The organism is Cobetia amphilecti (assembly GCF_032923285.1).
Taxonomy (GTDB): domain Bacteria; phylum Pseudomonadota; class Gammaproteobacteria; order Pseudomonadales; family Halomonadaceae; genus Cobetia; species Cobetia amphilecti.
Genome location: NZ_CP136695.1, coordinates 3,698,824 through 3,720,110, shown reverse-complemented (window position 1 = coordinate 3,720,110; position 21,287 = coordinate 3,698,824). Strand labels below are relative to the sequence as shown.

Below are 21,287 nucleotides of genomic sequence, written 5' to 3'. Positions count from 1 at the left end.
ATGTGCCACAGGCCGAGCGGTAGGCTCAGCGATGGGCCAAGGGCCATTCATCAGTACTGGCGATCAGGGCGCTTGCTCAGTACTTGGGCGCCAGGAACTGCTTGAGGCGCTCCGACTGGGGATTGCCCAGCACGTCTTCCGGCTTGCCGGCTTCCTCGACCAGTCCTTGATGCAGGTAGACCACCTGGCTCGAGACATCACGCGCGAAGCTCATCTCGTGGGTCACCACCACCATGGTGCGGCCTTCCTCGGCCAGGTCTCGCATGACCTTGAGCACGTCACCGACCAGTTCCGGGTCGAGGGCCGAGGTCGGCTCGTCGAACAGCATCACCTCCGGCTCCATCGCCAGTGCGCGTGCGATGGCGCCGCGCTGCTGCTGGCCACCGGACATCTGCGCCGGATAGTAGTCGGCGCGCTCGAGCAGGCCGACGCGGTCCAGCAGACTGCGTGCGTGGGCGATGGCTTCCTTCTTCGGCTTGCCGAGCACGTGGATCGGCGCCTCGATGACATTTTCCAGCAGCGTCATGTGCGACCACAGGTTGAAGCCCTGGAACACCATCGACAGGCGCGCGCGCATGCGCTCGACCTGACGCCAGTCCATCGGTTCACGGCCACGGCGGCTTTCCTTGAAGCCGATCTGCTCGCCATGCACGAAGATGTCGCCGCCGTCCGGCTGCTCCAGCAGGTTCATGCAGCGCAGAAAGGTGCTCTTGCCGGAACCGGACGCGCCGATCAGGGTGATGACATCGCCCTTGCGTGCTTGCAGTGACAAGCCCTTGAGCACCTGATTGGTGCCGAAGGACTTGGTGATGTTGCGGACCTCGAGAGGCAGCGCGTCGCTGCTCGGGCTCTCGGCCACGGAAGATCTCATGGTCATGCAGTTACTCCAATCCGGACGTTGCCAGCCCTGGGGGCAATGACACGCCACGAGTCCGCCGCGGGGCGGTCGGGCTCGGGATACAGGTTCGTTGCCGACATGGCACGGCTGCCTGGCACTGCCTTTCACTGCCGCTCGCTGACTTGCACGACGCAGACGTGATGAGGCGGCAAGGCGTGGCACGGGAGGAGTGGCGGAGAATGCCGTCAGGGGCATGGCCAGTTCCTCACGATCAGTCCGATTGATCGTCGTTCTCGCTGCCAGTGACCGTCTACAACAGGCGAAAAATGCCTGTGCTTGCATGTCGTGGACGGGAAAGGGGGCCGATTCTACCAGCTCAACGCAGGGTTCACCGCTATCTGGCGTGGAGGAATGTTACGACTTTGGTGGAGCCTGCAAGGACGCACGCGGATGCCGTCCGGCCGTGGGGGAGGAGTCTTCATGATCAAGGTCGCCTGTTGTCGTTGTAGTAAGGCTTTCGTCAGTGCAATCGCGCCGGCATCGTGCTGCGCCCTGAGGGGGATGGGCGGGCAGAACGCCGGCGCTTGTGGCTCAGTGCCGGTTTGTTCAGTGTCTGGTGACTCAGTCTGTCGGTGTCGAGCTCTCGGCCAGCAGCAGGGCGGCGCGGGCGCCTATCTCCACCTTCGCGTTGGGGAACACCACCCGCAGTGGCGTATCGCCGATGATGCAGGGGCCAGCAGCGGCGTCTTCGGCCACCACGCTGCCGGGGGCGAAGGCGGTGAAGTTGGCGACATCCTCGCTGAAGCACAGCGTGAAGTCGGCTGACTGACGCATCAGTTCCACTTCCACCGTGAAGTAGTCGATGGCCTCCGGGTCCGCTTCGGCGGGAGCCGTGCCGGTCGCCAGCGCCGCGAGCAGGGCTTTCATCGGTGCGAGCGCCGCCATGTCGTTGGCGCCGAACGGGCGAACCTGGCCCAGCTCCAGCGTGAAGGCGTCAGCATCATGGTAGTGGCGCGAATAGTGCGAGAAGGTCCAGCTGTGCTGATGCTGGTGCAGCACGGCCTGAATGCCGGCGGCGCTCAATATCGGCCACTGCGATGCGCTGATGGCGTCGCCATCACTGAAGGGCACCACCGCGAAGCGTGGATAGAGGCTGTCGCGGATGGCGGTGTGCATGTCGTAGTGCAGGCGGCGCGTGCCCTCGGCCAGCGGGAAGCGGGCATAGAAGGTGTCCACTGCCGCCATCAGCTGACGCGCGCGCGCCGGCTCATCATCGGACGGACAGTCGTTGCCCGTGACACTGGCCTCGGCGCGCTTGAACAGTCGATTGAGATTGGTGGTGATGAAACGCTCGCCACTGCGGATGGCGGGCAGGTTGCCCAGAATCAGCAACAGCGGCGCCCCGACGATCAGATGGCCGCTCTCCAGGCCCGCGATCAGCTCACCGAGCAGCTCGATGGGGGCGGTCTCGTTGCCGTGGATGCCGGCGGAGATCACGCACGGGCGCGCCTTGGGCCCCGTGACGTCGGGGGTGATCTCCAGCACGCCGGGCGCGACGATCTCATAGCGACCGCCGGGAATACGGCCCATGCCACGGGCGCTGGCGTGGCCTTCGAGTGTCAGGTCTAGCCAGTCGGCAATCACGAGGCAGTCGGCTCCTGGCGAACATTGGTGGATTCGAAGATCTTGTCGGCGCTGGCCGCCACGAAGCCCTGATACAGCTCGCCATCGGCATCGGGGTAGCGGCGCGCGAATTCGTAGTAGCAGGTGGAGATCTCATGCTCCTCGCCACCGGCGAAGGTGAAGGTCTGGCGGTCGGCGAGGGTGGAGGCCTGCTCCAGCAGCACCTCGGGCGAGCCCTTGATGCGCCCTCCGGCCGGATTGATGCCAAGGCCAAGCGACTCGACGCGCGTCAGCACCTTGTCGAGGGTGTCGTGATGGCTGAGCGCGTTGACGCTGATGGTGAAGTGGTTGGCGCGCAGGCCGATGATCGACAGCCAGGCCGCATACTCGCTCTCTTCCATCAGGCGCTGATACTGCTCGAAGCTGGGCGCTTTCCACAGGCGGCCCGACCACAGCACGGAGGGCTGGGTGGCGGCATCCGGCGAGATCTGGCTGACCAGGCCATCGATGATCGCCTGGGCGCGCTCGGACAGCTCGTGGCATTTCAGCTCGGAGAGGAAGACGCGCGGCATGTCGGGTGACGGCGGCAGATAGCCGAAGGCGCGCAGCTTCTTCTCGCGGAAATCATAGGGCGCGAAGCGGGTATAGCCCAGCGCCAGCAGGTGAGGTTCCAGCGCGCTCAGGGTGATCGGCCCGCGATCGAAGGTGCGGAAGGCGACGTGGTCGTTGACGATTGTCTCGCCGTCAGCGATGAAGGCATCCTGGATCTTTTGGGCCTGGGGCGTCATGGCGACGTAGTCATGCCACAGGGCGCTGAAGAACTGCTGGATATCCATGGCACGGGCTCCCTCTGAACTGAGTTGCCCAGTGCAGCGAGGCGTCACTGGCACTGGGCGACAGCATCAAACGATTGGCATCAGGGCAGCGCACTCGGCGAGGCGCTACCCCGGAAGATTGTCAGCTCACCATTGGCGAGCCACGCGCGCGTGACAAGATGCGAGGTCGGTTGGATGAAAGCGGCTGTCCGCACCATATAAACGTCACGCGCCGGTTTAGACCTTGGTGTCAGGTCTCGGCCCTTGGGTCCTGGGACCGGGTTCGGTGTCAGCTATCGGTGTCAGCGTTCGGTGTCAGCGTTCGGTGTCATCAGGAGAGGGGCAGGCATCGCCCTGTTCGACCTTGATCAGCGCGTCGGTCGCGAAGCCGAGCTCGGCGGCCTGCTCGACCAGCGCCTGGTAGGTGGCGTCATCCAGCTGTGGCTCACGCGCCAGTATCCACAGGTAGTCGCGATCGGCGCCGGCCACCAGCGACCACTGATAGTCGTCATCCAGCGCCAGCACGTTGTAACCGCCATAGAAGGGGCCGAAGAAGCTGACCTTGAGGGCCGCCGTCTCGCTGCCCTGAGTGAAGTAGGCGCGACCTTCGGCCTGGCTCCATTGCCCTTGCTCGGCGTTGTAGCCGCGATTGATGACGCGCACGCCGCCGTCCTCGCGGGGCGAGTAATCGGCGCTGACGCAGCTCAGGCCTTCCTCGAAGCTGTTGGGCAGTCGGGCGATCTCGTGCCATTCGCCGTAGTAACGTTCGAGCTCGAAGTTCTCGACGGGCTGGGTGCCGGACGGGACTCCGGCGCAGCCGCCGAGGAGACCGAGACCGATCAGAGAGAAGGCAAGATGCGGCAGGCGTGTCATTGGCAGGCTCCATGCGCCAGGACGCCCCATTGATGAGTCGTGGGGCGTCCTGGCGTGATGCGGGTCATGAGGAAAAGGACGAAACGGCATCCTTGTCTCATTGGGGCGTCTGCCGCTGTCTCAAGAGGGAGGGTGACGCGGCGACATGCTCAAGACGTCGGTCGTCGGTCGTCGATCGTCACAGTACCAGGCGGAGCGGATTGCCGGTGACGACGACGCCCCGACCACGTTGCTTGGCCTCGTACATGGCGCTGTCGGCGCGCGCGATGACCGTTTCCGGCGTGGCGCCCGAGAAGGGGAACAGGCTGATGCCGATGCTGGCGCTGACGGCGATGATCAGCGGCTCGCCATCCACTTCCAGCGTGATGGGACGGCTGATGGCGTCGATCAGACGTTCCGCCAGCTGCTCCGGGCCCTTGCGGCCGTTGCCCTCACGGCTGATCAGCACCAGAAATTCATCGCCCCCCAGGCGACCGACGATATCGTTGCCGCGCAGGGTATTGCCCAGGCGCTCGCCGGTGATGCGCAGCACCTCATCGCCGATGGCATGGCCGTGGCGGTCATTGACCGGCTTGAAGCCATCGAGATCGATGAACAACGCGGCCTGCACCGTGCCGGGAGTCTGGATGTCGAGTATCTGGTCGAGGCGTGTCAGCAGGGCGCGCCGGTTGAGCAGCCCGGTGAGCGAGTCGCACATCGCGTGGTCGCGCAGATCGTCCCGCTCGCCGGTGATATGGCATTCATGCAGGAAGAGTTGTCGGCTCTGGCGCTCGCGCGAGTAGGCGCTCAGGCCTGCCAGCATATTGACGGCCATCATGAAGAAGACTTCGTTGACCTCCACTAGTGTATCGGAGCCAAGATGCATCAGCGCGCAGCTGACGGTGCAGCCCATCCATATCAGCAGTCCGCAGCCCATGGCATAGATGAACTGCAGTCCCAGCAGGGTGTAGGTCCAGAAGACCACCAGCAACAGGGCGACGAAATAGACCGGGAAGTCACCATGCTCGTCCTCATGCTGTCCGGCGGCGTGGCTCTCCACCAGGTGCTCTCCGGCGTGACCGTCCCCCACATGGAACATCGCCAGCGTCCCCAGCGCTGCCACCAGCGAGGCCAGGCACAGGATGCCGTTGACGTGGTGTCGGAAACGCGGGAGGCGTGACAGCAGGAACAGGCCCAACACGCCGATCAGAACGCTGGTGCGCAGCAGCAGGTAGGGCTCGTAGTGCTCCAGCAGACTGAGCTCGATCAGCCCATAGGACGCGAACAGCAGACAGCTCAGCGGGATGGTGATCCGGCTGAGCTTGTGTGAGGTCTCGATCTGTCGACGCCGATAGCGTCGTTCCAGGGTGTCATCCGCAAAGCAGAGTGTCATGGGATTCATGGGGCGATACCTGAGTTGCCAGACTCTCAGGATGCCACTGCCTTGCGTGGTATGCCCTGGAGGAACCGTCGCAACCTTTGCGTGCGGTTCAACGCTATTTCAAGCACTCCGCGGCATGAGGACTTTCGTGCTCACGACTGAGTGAGGTTGGCACCGGCCAGCTGGCGCGCCGTGACGCGCAGCGCGGATTCCACCATGTCGTAATCCACATAACAGCCCTGCAGGTGGCGGCGGCCGGTCGTCGGGTCGAAGGACTTGCGGCCGTGCATCACGCGGCGGTTGTCGAAGGCCACCATCTGGCCGGCTTCCAGCTTGAGATGCAGGCGGAAGGCCGGTTCCCGCAGGATGCTCCAGTACTGGCGATAGGCGCTGTACCAGGCCTGCATCTGTTCCAGCGGCAGGCGCAGGCTGTCGCGGATCCAGTTGTTGAAGCGCACCTCGATGACCTTGTCGTTGGCATCCAGATGGATCACCGGCTCGCGCACCACCAGGTCGGTGGTCTCGTCGGCAAAGCGGAAGTCCACCGGGGTCTCGGCCAGCAGACTGAAGGCCTGCGGGTCCCGCTCGCGCAGGGCTTCGGCGACCGCCATGCCGTCTCCGAAGATGGAGTCACCGCCTTCGGCCTCATTGGCCAGGCAGTAGAGCATCTGGATGTCCGGCGGCTGACGCCAGTTGGGCAGGTCGGTGTGCAGTTCCAGTGCGATCGGCGTGTAGGCGGCGTTGTTGGGCGCCTGCTTGGAGAAGACCTCGAAACGGCCGCCGAAGTTGGTCGCGCGGATCGGGCCGATGGTCGCGGCCACCTGGTCGATCTCGCCGCCTGCCGTCGGGCCGGCATCCAGAATCGCGAAGCCGTCGCGGCACAGCGCTTCCAGCCAGCCCAGGCGCGCCTGCCCACCGGCCATGTAATCGGCAAAGGCGGTGACATGAGGTTCATGGCCCTGCTGCCAGGCCTGGCTTGCGGGGACCGGCGTGGCCGGCGGCGCATCACTCGGACGACGTTGCAGCAACCAGCCGGCATCGAAGCGGCTGGTATGGCCGTCCTGCCAGACGACGACGAGATTGCCTTGCTCGACACGCATCTGATGCACCGTCAGGGCCGCATCGTCCATCAGCATGAAGGTGCGCTCGAAGGTCTGCGGATGACGGCAGAGATCGCAGGCGCAGTGGTCGCGCAGCCAGATCAGCGGCAGTTGGGTCTGCTCACCGCTAGCCCATGCCAGTGACACCAGGGTCTCGTCGTGGTCTGCCTTCACCAGCGGCGCGCCCTCGTGATGGGGCAGGTATTCCTTCATGTCCCACTGATGGCGTGCCTGTGACGCTTCAGTGTCTTGGGTGTCAGGGGCAGATGCGATGAGAGTCTCCATGGGCGCCGTCCTATGTCGTGTGTGCAGTAGCAGGTGAGCCGATGCGTGTCGCGTGGCTGGGTCGTATGGCTGAGCCGTGACCCGAGAATGAGACCATTGTCCCCCTCGTCATTGCGGCTGGCCAACGCGAAATATGACGGCCATGACTTAGCTGAGCTAATGTGTGCGATTGACCTTCATGCTCTGATGCGAGATAGCCATGCACGAACCTTCCCCCACGACGCCGAATGCCCTGCCGCGCCCCCTGCCGCCGCTGGCCTGGTTGCAGGCCTTCGAAGCCGCTGCGCGCCTGATGAGCTTCACGCGTGCCGCCGAGGAGCTGAGTGTCACCCAGTCGGCCATTAGCCAGCGGATTCGCCAGCTGGAGGACCGCCTTGGCCAGCCATTGTTCGTGCGTCATGCCCGCAGTCTCAATCTGACGCCGGCCGGTCAGGCCTGGCTGCCAGCGCTGCAGGATGGCTTCCAGCGCCTGCAGGAAGGCACGCTGGAAGTCTTCGGCCCCTCGCGCGCCGCGCCGGTCAGCCTGCGGGCGACCCCGATGAGCCAGCAGGCCTGGCTGTTGCCGCGGCTGGCGAACTTCCACCGTGATCAACCCGAGATCGCGCTGCGTCTGGTCAGTGCCTTCTGGCAGAGCGACTTCGATGGCGAGCAGGTGGATATCGAACTGCGCTACGGCCAGGGTGACTGGCCGCAGGTGGAGGCGATCCAGGTCGGGGCAGGGCAGGAGAGAATGGCCGTCGTGGCGAGTCCGGCGCTGAGCGCACAGCTGACCACGGCAGCGGACCTGGCCGGCATGACGCTGCTGCATGCCGCAGGCTTCGCGGTGGGCTGGCGGCGCTGGCTGGTGGCGGCAGATCAACTGGGGCTGGAGAAGACGACCTCCACCATCAGCTGTGACACCCAGGTGATGACGCTGGAAATGGCGCGTCTCGGCATGGGGGTGGCGCTGGTGCATGAAGGCCATTTCCGGCAATGGCTGGCGTCCGGCAACGGCGGGCTGGAGCAGGTCTTCGCGCTGACGATCCCCGCCGAGCAGAACTTCTGGCTGGTGCGCTCCAATCAGCGCCCGATGCGGCCCACCGCGCAGCGTGTCTGGGATTATCTATTGGCGGAGCCACAGTGAGCGATGCAGAGGTTGCTTTTGCGTCCCTTGCTGATCGATGTTCCGTGACTGCTGATGCGCTTTCGAGTGATATACCGTTATCTTGAGGTGGCGCCCGGCACGGTAAGCGACCGCTATCTTTTCTCTCTCGTGATTTCCTCGGCTTGCTGGCGCCTTGTCTGCCAAGCGTGTGGTCAGATCTGCCAAGCGTGGTCAGGCGTGGGCAGGCGTGGGCAGGCGTGGGCAGGCGTGGTCAGTCGTGGTCAGTAGGGAGGCGGCGGGCAGCGCGCCAATGGCGACTGCTGGAAGAAGCGCTCCAGCAGGGCATACAGCGCCGGATAGGCCGCATCGAGATCATCCGGTGCGCTGAAGAAATACTCGCAGCAGACGGCGAAGCATTCGGCGGGGTGGCTGGCGGCGTAGTCATCGATGGGCGTCGGCTCACCGCGTGACAGGCGCGCGCTCAGGTCATCCCACACGGCAGTGAAGGTGGCGTGCCACTCCGCCGCGCTGATATGGAGCGGCAGGGGCGGAAAGCCATCGGCATCGGTGGCGTTGGCCATGTCGAGCTTGTGGGCGAATTCATGGATCACCACGTTGAAGCCGCTCCAGTCACCGCTGGCGGCCAGATCCTGTTGGGTGACCACCACCGGCCCCTGATACCAGGTCTCGCCGGCGCGGGTGTCCTCGAAGACATGCACCACACCGGCGTCATCCATCTCTTCCACCTCACGGCGGATGGCCTGCAGCGGCAGCATGATCTCGTGCACGCGAGCGCCGGCGTCCTGCCAGCGCTCGGCATGCGCCCAGCCGTTGAGCAGCAGCATCGCCTGGGCAGCCAGCGCCAGCGCCTCGACCTGTGCGAGCGGCTCGGCGCTGGTCAGCTTCCAGTCGCTCAGCTGATGGCGGGCGCGCCGTTCAAGACGCGCCAGTGCCTCGGCGTCGAGTCCCTCGAGGATCGGCAGGCGCTCGCGGACTGCCTGCCACGCGTCATCCTGCGCTGTCTCGCCAGCGGAGGAAGCGGCCGAGACAGCGCAGGCGTCCGGGGCTGAGCCGTCACGGCCGTGGCGAGCGGAGCGCTGCCACAGCCGTTGCCACCAGTGCGTCATCGGCTCAGTCCTGACGGCTGCCGGACTTCCACGACCAGTCACGCAGACGCAGCTCGAAGAGGTCCTTGCGGCGGTCCTTCAGGTTGGTCACCGAGCCTTCGCTGCGCACCACCTTGAGACGCTCCAGATCGAGATCCGAGAACATGATCATCTCGGTGTTCGGCGTGGTCTCGGCCATCACTGCGTCATGCGGGAAGGAGAAGTCCGACGGCGAGAACACCGCTGACTGGGCGTACTGGATGTCGAGGCTCTCGATGGATGGCAGATTGCCGACGCTGCCGCAGACCACCACGTAGCATTCGTTCTCGATGGCACGCGCCTGGGCGCAGTTGCGCACGCGCAGGTAGCTGTTCTTGGTGTCGGTCCAGAACGGCACCATCAGGATGTCCATGTCCTGATCGGCCAGCAGACGCGACAGTTCCGGGAACTCCACGTCGTAGCAGATCAGCATGCCGATGCGTCCGGCGTCGGTCTCGAACACGGCCAGCTCGTCACCGCCCTTGATGATCCAGTCGCGGCGCTCCTGCGGCGTGATGTGCAGCTTGGCCTGACGGTCGATCTCGCCATCGCGGTGACACAGGTAGGTGACGTTGTAGAGCTCGTTGTCGTCACCGATCTCGACCATGGAACCGGCCACGATGTTGATGTTGTAGGCCACCGCCATGCGCGAGATTTCCTGCTTGAAGCGCTCGGTGAAGCCGGCGAGGTAGCGGATGCAGCGCACCGGGTCACTCTGGTCTTCCAAAAGGCCGATCAACGGCGTGTTGAACAGCTCCGGGAAGACGGCGAAGTCACTCTGGTAATCCGACAGGGCGTCGACGTAGTACTCGACCTGCTGCAGCACGGATTCGACACTGTCGAACTTGCGCATCTGCCACTGCACGGCGCCGACGCGAATCATCGTCTTGCGGCTTTCCAGCACGCGCTCGGCGGGCTCGAACAGGATGTTGCTCCACTCCAGCAGCGTGGCGTAGCCCTGGGAATCCTCGTCTTCCGGCAGATACTGGCGCAGCAGGCGTTTGACCAGGAAGCCGTTGGCCAGCTGGAACGACAGGATGGGGTCATGGATCTCGCGACGCTCCACCTTGTCGATGTACTCGGAGGGCGAGAGCTCGGCGGCGTATTCGTGGTACTGGGGAATGCGCCCGCCGGCCAGAATCGAGCGCAGATTCATCGAGCGGCACAGGTCCTTGCGCGCCTCGTACAGGCGGCGACCGAGGCGATAGCCGCGGTAGTCGACGTCGATCAGCACATCCAGACCATAAAGCGCATCGCCATCCTCCTTGTTGAGGATGATCTCGCGCTGGCCGATCAGGTCGTCGTACTTGTGCGGGTTGGAGAAGGCGTCGTAATCCACCAGCGCCGTCAGGGCGACGCCGACCAGCCTCTCGCCATCCTCGATCACGATCTGGCCATCGGGGAATTCGGCGATCAGGCGGTTGATGGTGTGCTCAGGCCAGGCGCCACCGATGTCGTCGTAGATGCCGTCCATCAGGCGCTTGAGCTGGGGGTAGTCTGATTCCTGCAGGTTGCGCAGGTTCAGGTGCAGGTCTTCGACGGACATCGAGACTCCTTGGAAAATGAAGAGAGGGGATCAGGGCAGGAAGTGGCTGGCGCGAAAGCGATGGGTCCCATTATTCGCGCTGTCGAGGCCGGGTGTCATCAATATCCTTTGGTCAATGTCCGGCCCTGGTCACGCAACCCTCATCAATGGGTCCAACCTCGCGTCACTGCAAGGGTGAGCGAGCCTTCGCGCCTTGAGTGGCGCTCAGTGCGATGTTGAACGAATGCTCATTTTGCTTGCATTTGCGCGGCACAACGTCCAAAACAATGCCAAGGGCAAGGCGCGTGCAGCGAAGTCATGCCGTTCATATCAAGCTTGAGAGACACCAGACCTCAATGACAACCAAGGAGACCCGCATGACCCCAGTCCTCCATGAATTGCGTGGCCGTGATGACCGCCTGCGTTTCTCGCCGTTCTGCTGGCGTGCGCGTCTGGCACTCGCCCACAAGGGCCTTGCGGCCGAACTCGTGCCGATGCTGTTCACCGACAAGAGCCCGATCGACTTCTGCGATTCCAGCACGGTGCCGGTGCTCAAGGATGCGCACGGCGTGGCGATGGACAGCTATGACATCTTCAAGCATCTGGACGCGCATTATCCAGACAGCGGCGATGGCCTGCTGATCGGCGATGCACATGCCGAGGCACGCCTGAACTTCGTCAAGGTGTATACCGAGCAGGTCATGGCGGTCGGCTTCTTCCGCCTGGTGGCGCTGGATCTGCTGGCGGCCATCCACCCGGATGACCGCGAGTACTTCCGCACCAGCCGCGAAGCCCGCTTCGGCATGCCCTTCGAGGAATTCAACAACGTCGAGGCCGCTCGCGGCATCCTGGACAGCGCCTTCAAGCCGCTGCGTGGCCTGCTCGCCAATCAGCCCTTCATGGATGGCGATGCCCCGGCGGCGGCGGATTACCTGGTCTTCGGCTTCTTCATCTGGGCACACATCGTCTCCGATACCTCGCCCTTCGGCGAGACGGAAGATGCGGGCGACCCGCTGGTGCAGTGGCGCGAGCGCATGATGGATCTCTTCGACGGCATGGCGCGCAAGGCGCCGCGTGCCAGCGAGATTCCGCAGTAACGCCCGCAGTAACGGCTGCAGTAAAGAACATGCTCGCAATGCCCCTGGTGAAAAGCTGCACGAGGGGCCTGGCGATGAGCATGATCTCCTCGATGGCTCGAACGCTCATGGGCGTTCGAGCCATTTTGCTATGTCCTTGCACAGGAGCCCACAGATGATTGATCTGTATTACTGGACCACACCCAACGGCCACAAGATCACGACCTTTCTGGAGGAAGCCGGTCTCGAGTATCGCCTCATTCCGGTGAATATCAGCAAGGGTGAGCAGTTCGCGCCGGAGTTTCTGGCCATCTCGCCCAACAATCGCATGCCGGCGATCGTTGATCATGCGCCAGCCGATGGCGGTGAGCCGATCTCGGTGTTCGAGTCCGGTGCGATTCTGGAGTATCTGGCCGACAAGTGCGGCAAGTTTCTGGCGCAGGAAACTCGCGCCCGCAATGACGTGCTGCAGTGGCTGCACTGGCAGATGGGTGGCCTGGGGCCGATGCTGGGTCAGGTGCATCACTTCAAGCACTACGCGCCGGAGCCGGTGGAGTACGCCATCGAGCGCTATCACAAGGAAGGCGAGCGTCTGTACGGCGTGCTGGAGCGCCAGCTTGCGGAGCGTGATTTCGTGGCGGGGGACGAGTTGAGCATCGCCGACATGGCCATCTGGCCGTGGCTGAAGGCCGAGAAGCAGGAGATCGATCTGACGCGCTTCCCGGCGGTCGCCGCCTATCGTGCCCGCATCGCCGAGCGTGATGGCGTCAAGCGGGCAATGGCGCGCATCGACGACATCAATCCGGCTGCCAATGTGGCGATGGATGAGGAAGCGCGCCGTCATCTGTTCGGCCAGCAATCCTGACGGGCAGTCAGTGCCGCCGTGAAGTCGTGAAGCTGTGAAATTGTAGAGCTGAGAAGTTTGAAGCAACCGTTGATCTGTCGGCCTGCAGCGCTGTCAGGCCGACAGATCAGCGGGTCCAGTCCGTCGGCACACGACGGCGGATATGGTCGAGCAGCGCGCCGAGCTTGCGCGGCGGATGGCCGAAGGGGTAGTGCAGGCTGACCGGAATCGACGGGCCCTTCCACTCGGGCAGGCAGGCCTCGAACTGTCCCGGGTGCGCCGTCGCCCGGGTGCGCACGTGGTAGTCCGGCAGCAGACCGATACCGGCGCCGTGGGCGATATGGTCGGCATGCACCACCACGTTGTCGACCGTGAAGCGTGACGGTGGCAGGCTCAGGCGATACTCGCCTTCCTCGGGGTGATTGAGCACCAGGTTGGGGTGATGGCGATCGATCAGGTTGACCCAGTCATGGGAGGTCAGCTCGCTGGGGTGCTGCGGATGGCCATGCTGGCGCAGATAGCTGGGGTGGGCGTAGAGATGTTGCTGCTGCTGACCCAGAATCTCCTCGCGCAGCCCGGTGTCCTTGGCCGGACCTTCCCACAGCCACAGCATCACCTGGTCGTCATCGCGTGACGGCGGCAGATGGTTGGCGGTCAGGATCAGGCGAATGCCCGGATACTCTTCGATGAAGTCGGTCAGCACATGATTGAACCAGCCACGCAGGAAGTGCGGGTGCGCGCTGACGGTGATGTCACCGCTGATCTCCTCGCGCAGTTCATCCAGCGCGATCTGCGAGCGCTCGCCCAGCGACAGCATCTGCTGGCAGTACTGATAGAACAGCGTGCCGGCCTCGGTGGGAATCAGGCGATTGGCCTGACGATGCAGCAGCGGCTGGCCTAATTGGTGTTCGAGATGGCTGATCCGGCGGCTGAGCGTGGACTTGGAGATACCGAGATGCTCGGCTCCTGCGCCCAGATTGCCGTAGCGCATGATGGCATCGAAGGCACTGAGGCCCTGAAATTCGTCAAGTACTGGAGGCATGACTTGGTGGCACCCGCCGCTGTTGTCTGCCGTTGAAGCGGCAAATAGCGTGAAAGAAAGCATGAAAGCAGGAATCGCGTCGTTGCTGAGGTGTGGGCCAGCGTCTCCCTGCCATTTTGGCCAGCATTGTAGCCGATCTGGTCGAGCGAATGGCATACATGTGAGTGATTCGCGTTTGCCTGTAGCCGGATGCGGCGAAAGATCCGCCAGCCGGCGGCTTCCGCTGACCAGCCCGTGGCTGGTGGGAGACGGGCGCTGACAGGCAGCCAGCGAGCCTCATGCCGCTGGCGTTCGACAATCAGGGTTGACGGTTTGCTGACAGGCAGCCAGCGAGCCTCATGCCGCTGGCGTTCGACAATCAGGGTTGACGGTTTCCGCGCCCCGCGTGGCAATTGCGCCCACATGAGATGCACATGGCGAGCGAGCGCGGCATCATGGCGAGATCAATGCGCAGCAGGCCTCGTCGCTGCGTTTCACTGTTCAAGGACCCTGTAGATGTCATTCGCTACCCGCTTGCGCGCCCGGGCCGCCTTGCTTGCCTCTCCGCTACGGCTTGCGTCATCAGTGCCAACTCCTTCATCAGCGCTGTTGAGGGCCGCCAGCCTGGCGGCCCCGTTGATGCTGGCACTGCTGGCCGCGCCGGTTCAGGCAGACGAGCGCCCCCAGATTCGTGTCATGGCCGCCGCCTCGCTGCATGATGCGCTGGATGCCATCGAGGCACGCTACGAGCGTCTCGCCGACGTGGACATCATGCCGGTCTACGCCTCGTCCTCGACCCTGGCGCGTCAGCTGGCCAATGGGGCTCCGGCGCAGCTGTATCTGTCGGCCAATGAGCGCTGGATGGACTGGCTGGAGCAGCAGGCCGGCATCGTCGTCACCGGTCGTCACGACCTGCTGGGCAACCGTCTCGCGCTGGTCGCGCCCGGCCCCAGCCAGCTGGACGCCAGTGTCAGCAATGCCGAGGACGTCACCGATGTGGCCGAGCGCCTCGCCGCCACCGGCAGCAATACTCGCCTGGCCGTCGGCGACCCTGACCACGTGCCCGCGGGCATCTATGCGCGCCAGTCGCTGGAAGCGCTGGGGCAGTGGCAGACGCTGCGCTCGCGCCTGGCCAGCGCCGAGGACGTGCGCGCCGCGCTGGCACTGGTCGAGCATGGCGAGGCCCCGCTGGGGATCGTCTATGCCACCGACGCCGCCATCAGCCATCGGGTGCACCAGATCGGCCTGCTGCCGGACAGCAGCCATGACCCCATCCACTATCCTGCCGCCTTGATCAGTCGTGGCGGTGATGCGCCGTCGTCACAGGCCAAGGCCTTCTCGGCCTGGCTCTCCAGCAACGAGGCCGGTGCCATCTTCCATCGCTTCGGCTTCAGCACGCTCGCCCATCAGGCTCCTGCTGCGCAGCCAGAGGCCGACTAGCCGCTGGATCAGCGTCGAGGCCTCGTGGCACACGCTGGCATGTCATCGACAAGATGAGGCCGCTACACTGGGAGCCTGCTGTCACATCGGCGTGATCAAGGCGGGCAGGGCTGTCTGCCGGCGCTTCGCGTCACGTCATGTGCGAGAACCTGTCTTCGTCTGAGGAAGATCCATGCTGAGTGCGCTGGAATGGGAAGCCCTGAGCCTGAGCCTCAAGGTGGCTTGCGTCGCGGTCGGCCTGAGCCTGATTCCCGGTTTTGCGGCGGCCTGGTGGCTGGCGCGACGTGAGTTTCGTGGCAAGGCGCTGGTCGATGGTCTGCTGCATCTGCCGCTGGTGTTGCCGCCCGTGGTGGTCGGTTATCTGTTGCTGGTCACCTTCGGGCGCAATGGCGCCATCGGCCAGTGGCTGGCCAAGGTCGATATCGTGCTGCCCTTCACCTGGCAGGGCGCGGCGCTGGCAGCGGCGGTGATGGCCTTTCCGCTGATGGTGCGCGCGATGCGCCTGTCGCTGGAGGCCATCGACCCGGGCCTGGAGGCCGCGGCCCGCACCCTGGGCGCCAACCCGCTGCGCGTGCTGTTCACGGTGACCATGCCGCTGGCGCTGCCGGGCATCCTCACCGGCGGCATGCTGGCCTTCGCGCGTGCGCTGTCGGAGTTCGGTGCCACCATCACCTTCGCCGCCAACATCCCCGGCGAGACCCGCACGCTGCCGTTGGCGCTCTATACCCTGATCCAGACCCCGGGCCAGGAAGGCGCGGCGGCCAGGCTGTGCGCCATCGCCGTCATCATCGCGATGCTGTCGCTGCTGGCCTCCGAATGGCTGGCACGTCGCGCGCGACTGCGCATGGAGGGGCGTGATGCTTGATTTCCACCTCCATCGTCAGCAGGGCGCCTTCACGCTGGATGCCACGCTCAAGGTGCCGGCGCGCGGCGTCACGGCGCTCTTCGGGCGCTCCGGCAGCGGCAAGACCACCATCCTGCGCCTGATCGCGGGCCTCGAACGTCCTGACCATGGCCATCTGCGCCTGGACGGCGAGTGCCTGACGGGCGGAGAGAACGATATCTTCGTGCCGGCGCATCGTCGCAGGCTCGGGGTCGTCTTCCAGGAGCCGCGCCTGTTTCCGCACTACAGCGTGCGCGGCAATCTCCGCTACGGCATGCCGCGCGCCCTGACACCCGCCCAGCGCCAACAGAACCAGTCACGTCTGCATGAGATGGTGACGCTGCTGGGCATCGAGGACCTGCTGTCGCGCATGCCCGGCCAGCTGTCCGGTGGCGAGGCGCGGCGTGTCGCGATCGGCCGCGCCCTGCTGTCACGCCCGCGCATGCTGTTGCTGGATGAGCCGCTGACCGGACTCGACGGCGCGCGCAAGCAGGAGCTGCTGCACTACATCGCGCGGCTGGCACGCGAGATCGAGATCCCGATCCTGTTCGTCAGTCATGACACCCGCGAGCTGTTCGCGGTCGCCGACCGTCTGGCGCTGGTGGACAACGGCCGCATCACCGCCAGCGGCGAGATCGGTGACATGCTGTCACGGCTGGACCTGGCGCCGCAGACTGGCCGCTTCGAAGCGGGCTCGCTGCTGACCGCCGAGGTGCTGTCGCATGATGATGACTGGCAGCTGACGCGTCTGGGGCTGGGCGCCGGGTTGAGCCTCAAGCTGGCGCGGCTGGCGATGCCGGTGGGGCGTCGTGTGCGACTGCGGCTGCGGGCGCGTGACATCAGCATCGCGCTGGAGACGCCGACCCATACCAGCCTGCGCAATGCCTTGCCGGCCGTGATCCACGAGATCGAGAGTGAGCGCGGCCACGCCAGCGCCGAGCTGGTGCTGGGCATTGCCGGTCAGCGGGTGAGGGCGCGAGTCGACCGTCTGGTGTGTCAGGAGCTGGGCCTCAAGGTCGGGCTGGGCGTCAAGGCGCTGATTTCCAGCGTGGCGCTCTCGGGCCCCGACGTGATCAGCCTGGACGCCATGGATGACGACATCCCCGTGGTGAATGCGGCCCAGCTGAGTGCGGCCCAGCCGAATGCGACACAGACAGATACCGCACAGGCCAAGGCGCCAAATGACGCAGGCTCTGCCTCGCCTGCGAGTTGATACCGCTCGGACGCACCGTAAGCTGATTTCTCGAATTGATGGACTCTGGAAAGGAAACCTCTCATGCAGTTGACCCACCTGTGGCGCTATCCCCTCAAGTCCGGCGCCGCTGAAGCGCTTCAGACAGCGACGCTCGGCGAGGAAGGTCTCACGCAGGACCGCCGCTTCGTGGTGGTCGCGGCGCGCGGCAAGTTCGTCACCGCGCGCACGCATCCCCAGCTGCAGCGCCTGGCCTTGCGCGAAGACGCCTGCGGCCAGTGGCGACTGTGGCATCTTGATCGCCCCGAATGCGGTAGCGTCAGCTTTGCCACCGATGACCAGGCCGAGCGTCTCGACATCCAGGTGTGGGCCGATCGGTTCACTGCCTTGAGCGTCAGCTTTGAGGCTGATGCCTGGCTGAGTGAGCAGGTCGGCATGCCGGTCAGGCTCAGCTGGTTGGGCGAGCGCTCGGAGCGCTATCGCGAGATCATCGCGCAGCGCGTCAGCGCCGCCGACGGCTTTCCGCTGTTGCTGGCCAATCAGGCTTCGTTGGCGGCGCTCAACGCCCAGACTCCGAGTGCGGACCATGGCATGGATCAGTTCCGCCCCAATCTGGTGATCAGCGGCGCCGAGGCATGGGCCGAGGATGGCTGGCAGGAAGTGCGCATCGGCGAGGCACGCTTCACGCTGGTGTCCTCCTGCACCCGCTGTGCGATGGTCAATGTCGACCCGGCGACGGGCGCGAAGCGGGCTGATAAGGAGCCGCTCAAGACGCTGGCACGGGTGCGCCGCTTCGCGGATGGCCAGGTGCACTTCGGCTACAACCTCGTCGCGCTCGATCCCTCGCGCAAGCCTACCTTGCGTGTCGGCGACGAGGTGGAAGTCACCGCCTTCAAGTGATGTCGCTGGAAGCTTGCCTACAGGCCTGAACCCAAACGCCCGCCATCCTCGATGGCGGGCGTTTTCGTTGAGGGCGCTTGGCCAGATAGTAGGCAAGGCGCTTGGCAAGACAGTAAGCGAGGCGCTTGGCAAGACGGTAGGCAAGCTCAGCCCGGTGGCCCGAACAGGGCCGGCTGGCCATGCGCCTCGCGCCAGACATCCAGCGCCGCACGGTGCAGCTGGCTGTGACGCCATGCCAGCGCCTCGATATCGCGGTCATAGCCGCCACCGATCACGCAGGCCACGGCGGCGCCCGCCGCGCGACAGCGCTGGATGACATGCCGCTCGCGGTGGTAGAGGCCGCTGTCGCTCAACTCGAGATGGCCGAGCCTGTCCGCGGCATGCGGGTCGACACCGGCATCGAAGATCACCAGCTGCGGGCGTACCCGCGCCAGCACCTCCTCAAGCGTACGCTCCAGCACCGCCAGATAGTCCGCGTCGCCCATGCCCCTGGGCAAGGGCACGTCCAGATCACTTTGCTGCTTGCGCGCCGGGAAGTTGCTCTCGGCATGCAGTGACAGCGTGAAGACCCGCGGCTCGTCGGCGAAGATCAACGCCGTTCCATCGCCCTGATGCACATCGAGATCGACGATCAGCGCGCGCTTCACGCCGTCCTCCAGCGCCTGATGCGCCGCCACGCCGATGTCGTTGAGCAGACAATAGCCGCTGGCGGCCTCCGGGTGGGCGTGATGGGTGCCGCCCGCGGTATTGCAGGCCAGCCCGCGTTTGAGCGCTTCGCGTACGGTGGTCAGGGTGCCGCCCACGGCCAGCACGCTGCGCTCGCGCAGTGCCTCGCTCCACACGAAACCGCTGCGCCGCTGGGCCTGCGCGCTCAGGCTGCCAGTGAGAAATTCATGCACATAGCGGCGGGTATGCACGCTGAGCAGGTCGTCCTCCTCGGCGGGCTGGGGCGTCACCCAGTCGACGGCCGAGGCGCAGTCGGCCAGCTGGCGGTCGAGCAGACGCTTGAGCACGCTGAACTTGTCCATCGGGAAGGGATGCTTCTCGGGCAGCGCGATCCGATAGCCGGGATGGTGAATCAGCGCCAGCGGCGGGCAGTGGGCATCAGCGACGGGGCACAAAGTGCACCTCCTGCCCGTCGGTGGTCAGCTGGCGGATGGCGGTGGGGCGGCCATCGCTGTCCAGGTCGACCAGCCCGATGCCGCAGGCGTTCAGCAGGCGTTCGCCCTGACTGGCCGCGTCGTGACGGCGCGGCGTGACACGCATGTTGCGCCGGCGTGTCAGCAGATTGAGCGGCGAGCGCGGGGCGTACAGCCAGCGATTGAGACGGTCGAGCACATCCAGCAGGCCGACCGGGAAGCGATTGCGGATGCCGCTGCTGGTGATCTGCCAGATGCTCGGGCTCGAGCGGCGATGCTTGAGGCGCACATCGTAGGCGAAGGAGTAGTGCACATCGCCGGACAGGATCACGAAGTTCTGTGGCGTGCGCGAGTGGCGGAAGATGTTGAGCATCACGCTGGCCGCGCCGCGATGCGCCATCCAGTTCTCGGCATCGACCATCAACGGCTTGCCCGCCAGCGTGAACAGCTTCTGGATGCTCTCGATCAGCTTGACGCCGAACATCGGCGCCGGGGACACCAGCACCACGGCCGGATGGCCGACCAGGCGTTGCTGAAGCTCGCTCAGCGCCTCCCAGTCCATCAGCCCCGAGGGATGCGAGAGCTTGCGCTCGCTGCGCCAGCGGCGGGTGCGCGTATCGGCCACGATCAGCGGCGGCGTGGTGTCGAGCTGATAATCCCAGCTCTCGCAGCGATGCAGGTGGGCGATCAACGCCTCCTGACGCTCGACATCGAAATGGCCGTCTGCGGCCGTGTCAGTGCCAGTCAGGGCATGAGTGAACAGCGCCCGTGTCTCCTCCAGCAGCTCCGCCAGTGGCTCCGGCCCGTTGCCGGCGGCCTGACACAGCAGATAGCCGGTCAGCGCATTGCCGATGATGCGGCGCGAGAAGGGGTGGCCATAGGCGGCTTCCTCCCAGGCGGCGCTGAGGTTCCAGTCATCGGTGACATCGTGGTCATCGAAGATCATCAGGCTGGGCACATTGGCCAGCAGGCGACGAACCTGGGCGAGTCCGCCACAGAAGCGCCGCAGATGGCGGGCTTCGGTGGCATGGCGCTCGCGGGTGGCGTCGTCATGGCCCTCGAGCGCCGAGGGATCTTCCAGCGTGATGCCCAGCGCCTCCCACGGCACGTCAGACCACACCAGCAGGTACATGGCGATGACTTCCGACAGGCCGATCAGATGGTTGTCGGCACCGGTGGAGGTGAAGATGGGCTTGCGCTTGGCATCGAAGAAGCTGGCGGCCACGCCTTCGTTGGCCGGCATGTCCGGCAGCAGCTGCGGGCGGTGGTAGAGGTGCGAGGGGTGCTGGCGTAGCTCGCGAGTGTCGGAGACCTCGGCCTCCATCAGCGTCTCCTCCGGCAACCCCAGCCCCGCGATCAGCTGATCGATCGCGCCCAGCATCGGCCCCGCGACATCGTCGGCGTAGATCTGATCGCCGGTGAACAGCATCACCTCCGGCCACTCGGCGACGCTCTGACGTCGCTCGCTCAACCAGCGATCCAGCGCCACCAGTCCATCGCCACCGGGGCCCTTGGGCGGCAGCGTCTCAAGGCGATCGGTCGACGTGGCGTCTTCTGCACTCTGCTGCGCTTGCTGCTCGTCGTCACTCAAGCCGTGGTGCGGCTTGCGGCAACTGCCATGCGCGACACGCGTCAGGCGTGACGGCAGTCGAAAGCGCGGCAGGCTTTCACCGGGGTAGCAGATCTGTGGCGCCCAGTCGGCGATGCCCTGCCATGCGGGCGTGTCTGTCGATGACGCTGACGGCTCCGCCAGGCCCAGCTCGTAGGCGATGGCGCAGTCGGCGGGCAAGGGCGTGTCGGGATGCGCTTCGATCAACAGCAGCCAGGCGTGCTCCCCCAGCGGCATCGCCAGATGCTCCGTCAGCCGACAGCTTGATGTCGTCGGTAGGCCATCCTCACCTCGCGCAAGAGGCGTCGCGTCCTGCTCCGGCAGCAGCCACACCCGCGCCTGCTGTGGGCGAGATGTCACCAGCCACAGCATCACGCCCTCGGCGGTGACACGGCGCAATATCGGGCCTGCCAGCACGCGGGGCAGGGCAGCAGTCGGTGTGGGAGAGCCGTTGGCAGGCAGCGAAGCGGACGAAGTGGCAGACATGAAGCAGGCTCGATGGCAGGTGGAGACGGATAGCGGTCAGCTGACTATC

General features: G+C 65.2%; 18 protein-coding genes. 7 read left to right on the top strand and 11 right to left on the bottom strand.

The window, feature by feature from the left end:
- Window positions 1–76: 76 nt before the first annotated feature.
- The 6 genes from R1T44_RS15820 to R1T44_RS15795 all read right to left on the bottom strand — a co-directional run bounded on the left by R1T44_RS15820 (window position 77) and on the right by R1T44_RS15795 (window position 6,894).
- Complete coding sequence (locus R1T44_RS15820) at window positions 77–871, bottom strand: ABC transporter ATP-binding protein (RefSeq protein WP_172978744.1); 795 nt, start codon at window positions 869–871, stop codon at window positions 77–79.
- 588 nt (window positions 872–1,459) lie between these two features.
- Entirely contained in the window at window positions 1,460–2,482 is a 1,023-nt protein-coding gene (locus tag R1T44_RS15815) for a succinylglutamate desuccinylase (RefSeq protein WP_192837393.1), read from the bottom strand.
- Window positions 2,479–3,297: a DUF1338 domain-containing protein gene (locus R1T44_RS15810; protein ID WP_284727201.1), complete on the bottom strand. Its 819-nt coding sequence runs from the start codon at window positions 3,295–3,297 to the stop codon at window positions 2,479–2,481. Before R1T44_RS15810 ends, R1T44_RS15815 begins: the two co-directional genes overlap by 4 nt.
- A 294-nt stretch (window positions 3,298–3,591) precedes the next feature.
- Window positions 3,592–4,149, bottom strand: coding sequence for a lipocalin family protein (locus R1T44_RS15805; protein WP_284727202.1), 558 nt, complete (start codon window positions 4,147–4,149; stop codon window positions 3,592–3,594).
- Window positions 4,150–4,327: 178 nt separating this feature from the next.
- Window positions 4,328–5,530 (bottom strand): GGDEF domain-containing protein, encoded by a 1,203-nt coding sequence (locus R1T44_RS15800; RefSeq protein ID WP_284727203.1) that lies wholly within the window; start codon window positions 5,528–5,530, stop codon window positions 4,328–4,330.
- Window positions 5,531–5,661: 131 nt separating this feature from the next.
- Window positions 5,662–6,894 carry a TauD/TfdA family dioxygenase gene (locus R1T44_RS15795; protein ID WP_284727204.1) on the bottom strand — a complete coding sequence of 411 codons (1,233 nt, stop codon included), beginning with the start codon at window positions 6,892–6,894 and terminating at the stop codon, window positions 5,662–5,664.
- A 199-nt stretch (window positions 6,895–7,093) separates the two neighbouring features.
- Here R1T44_RS15795 and R1T44_RS15790 point away from each other — a divergent pair, with 199 nt between their 5' ends.
- Window positions 7,094–8,017 (top strand): LysR family transcriptional regulator, encoded by a 924-nt coding sequence (locus R1T44_RS15790; RefSeq protein ID WP_054555681.1) that lies wholly within the window; start codon window positions 7,094–7,096, stop codon window positions 8,015–8,017.
- Between the two features lie 242 nt (window positions 8,018–8,259).
- Here R1T44_RS15790 and R1T44_RS15785 read toward each other — a convergent pair whose 3' ends face one another.
- Complete coding sequence (locus tag R1T44_RS15785; RefSeq protein WP_317292289.1) at window positions 8,260–9,105, bottom strand: M90 family metallopeptidase; 846 nt, start codon at window positions 9,103–9,105, stop codon at window positions 8,260–8,262.
- Between the two features lie 4 nt (window positions 9,106–9,109).
- Window positions 9,110–10,669 carry a carbon-nitrogen hydrolase family protein gene (locus tag R1T44_RS15780; RefSeq protein ID WP_043334381.1) on the bottom strand — a complete coding sequence of 520 codons (1,560 nt, stop codon included), beginning with the start codon at window positions 10,667–10,669 and terminating at the stop codon, window positions 9,110–9,112.
- 356 nt (window positions 10,670–11,025) lie between these two features.
- On the opposite strand from R1T44_RS15780, the gene R1T44_RS15775 reads away from it, so the two are divergent.
- Both R1T44_RS15775 and R1T44_RS15770 read left to right on the top strand, forming a co-directional pair.
- Window positions 11,026–11,745, top strand: a complete 720-nt coding sequence (locus tag R1T44_RS15775) for a glutathione S-transferase N-terminal domain-containing protein (RefSeq protein ID WP_107336061.1) — start codon at window positions 11,026–11,028, stop codon at window positions 11,743–11,745.
- Between the two features lie 154 nt (window positions 11,746–11,899).
- Window positions 11,900–12,589: a glutathione S-transferase C-terminal domain-containing protein gene (locus tag R1T44_RS15770; RefSeq protein ID WP_284727206.1), complete on the top strand. Its 690-nt coding sequence runs from the start codon at window positions 11,900–11,902 to the stop codon at window positions 12,587–12,589.
- A gap of 106 nt (window positions 12,590–12,695) precedes the next feature.
- Here R1T44_RS15770 and R1T44_RS15765 read toward each other — a convergent pair whose 3' ends face one another.
- Window positions 12,696–13,610 (bottom strand): LysR family transcriptional regulator, encoded by a 915-nt coding sequence (locus R1T44_RS15765; RefSeq protein WP_284727207.1) that lies wholly within the window; start codon window positions 13,608–13,610, stop codon window positions 12,696–12,698.
- 495 nt (window positions 13,611–14,105) lie between these two features.
- On the opposite strand from R1T44_RS15765, the gene modA reads away from it, so the two are divergent.
- The 4 genes from modA to R1T44_RS15745 all read left to right on the top strand — a co-directional run bounded on the left by modA (window position 14,106) and on the right by R1T44_RS15745 (window position 18,004).
- Window positions 14,106–15,029 (top strand): molybdate ABC transporter substrate-binding protein, encoded by a 924-nt coding sequence (modA, locus tag R1T44_RS15760; RefSeq protein WP_284727208.1) that lies wholly within the window; start codon window positions 14,106–14,108, stop codon window positions 15,027–15,029.
- Window positions 15,030–15,201: 172 nt separating this feature from the next.
- Window positions 15,202–15,894, top strand: coding sequence for a molybdate ABC transporter permease subunit (gene modB / locus R1T44_RS15755; RefSeq protein ID WP_284727209.1), 693 nt, complete (start codon window positions 15,202–15,204; stop codon window positions 15,892–15,894).
- Window positions 15,887–17,125, top strand: coding sequence for a molybdenum ABC transporter ATP-binding protein (gene modC / locus R1T44_RS15750; protein WP_284727210.1), 1,239 nt, complete (start codon window positions 15,887–15,889; stop codon window positions 17,123–17,125). The genes modB and modC overlap by 8 nt, the downstream gene beginning before the upstream one ends.
- A 63-nt stretch (window positions 17,126–17,188) precedes the next feature.
- The gene (locus R1T44_RS15745) at window positions 17,189–18,004 is read left to right on the top strand and encodes an MOSC domain-containing protein (RefSeq protein WP_284727211.1); all 816 of its coding nucleotides are present in this window, start codon (window positions 17,189–17,191) and stop codon (window positions 18,002–18,004) included.
- 146 nt (window positions 18,005–18,150) lie between these two features.
- Here the strand turns inward: R1T44_RS15745 and R1T44_RS15740 are convergent, their stop codons facing one another.
- Together R1T44_RS15740 and R1T44_RS15735 are read right to left on the bottom strand one after the other, a co-directional pair.
- Window positions 18,151–19,125, bottom strand: coding sequence for a histone deacetylase family protein (locus R1T44_RS15740; RefSeq protein ID WP_284727212.1), 975 nt, complete (start codon window positions 19,123–19,125; stop codon window positions 18,151–18,153).
- A complete protein-coding gene (locus R1T44_RS15735) occupies window positions 19,109–21,238 on the bottom strand; it encodes an alkaline phosphatase D family protein (RefSeq protein WP_284727213.1) in 2,130 nt (709 codons plus the stop codon). Before R1T44_RS15735 ends, R1T44_RS15740 begins: the two co-directional genes overlap by 17 nt.
- Between the last annotated feature and the right edge of the window lie 49 nt (window positions 21,239–21,287).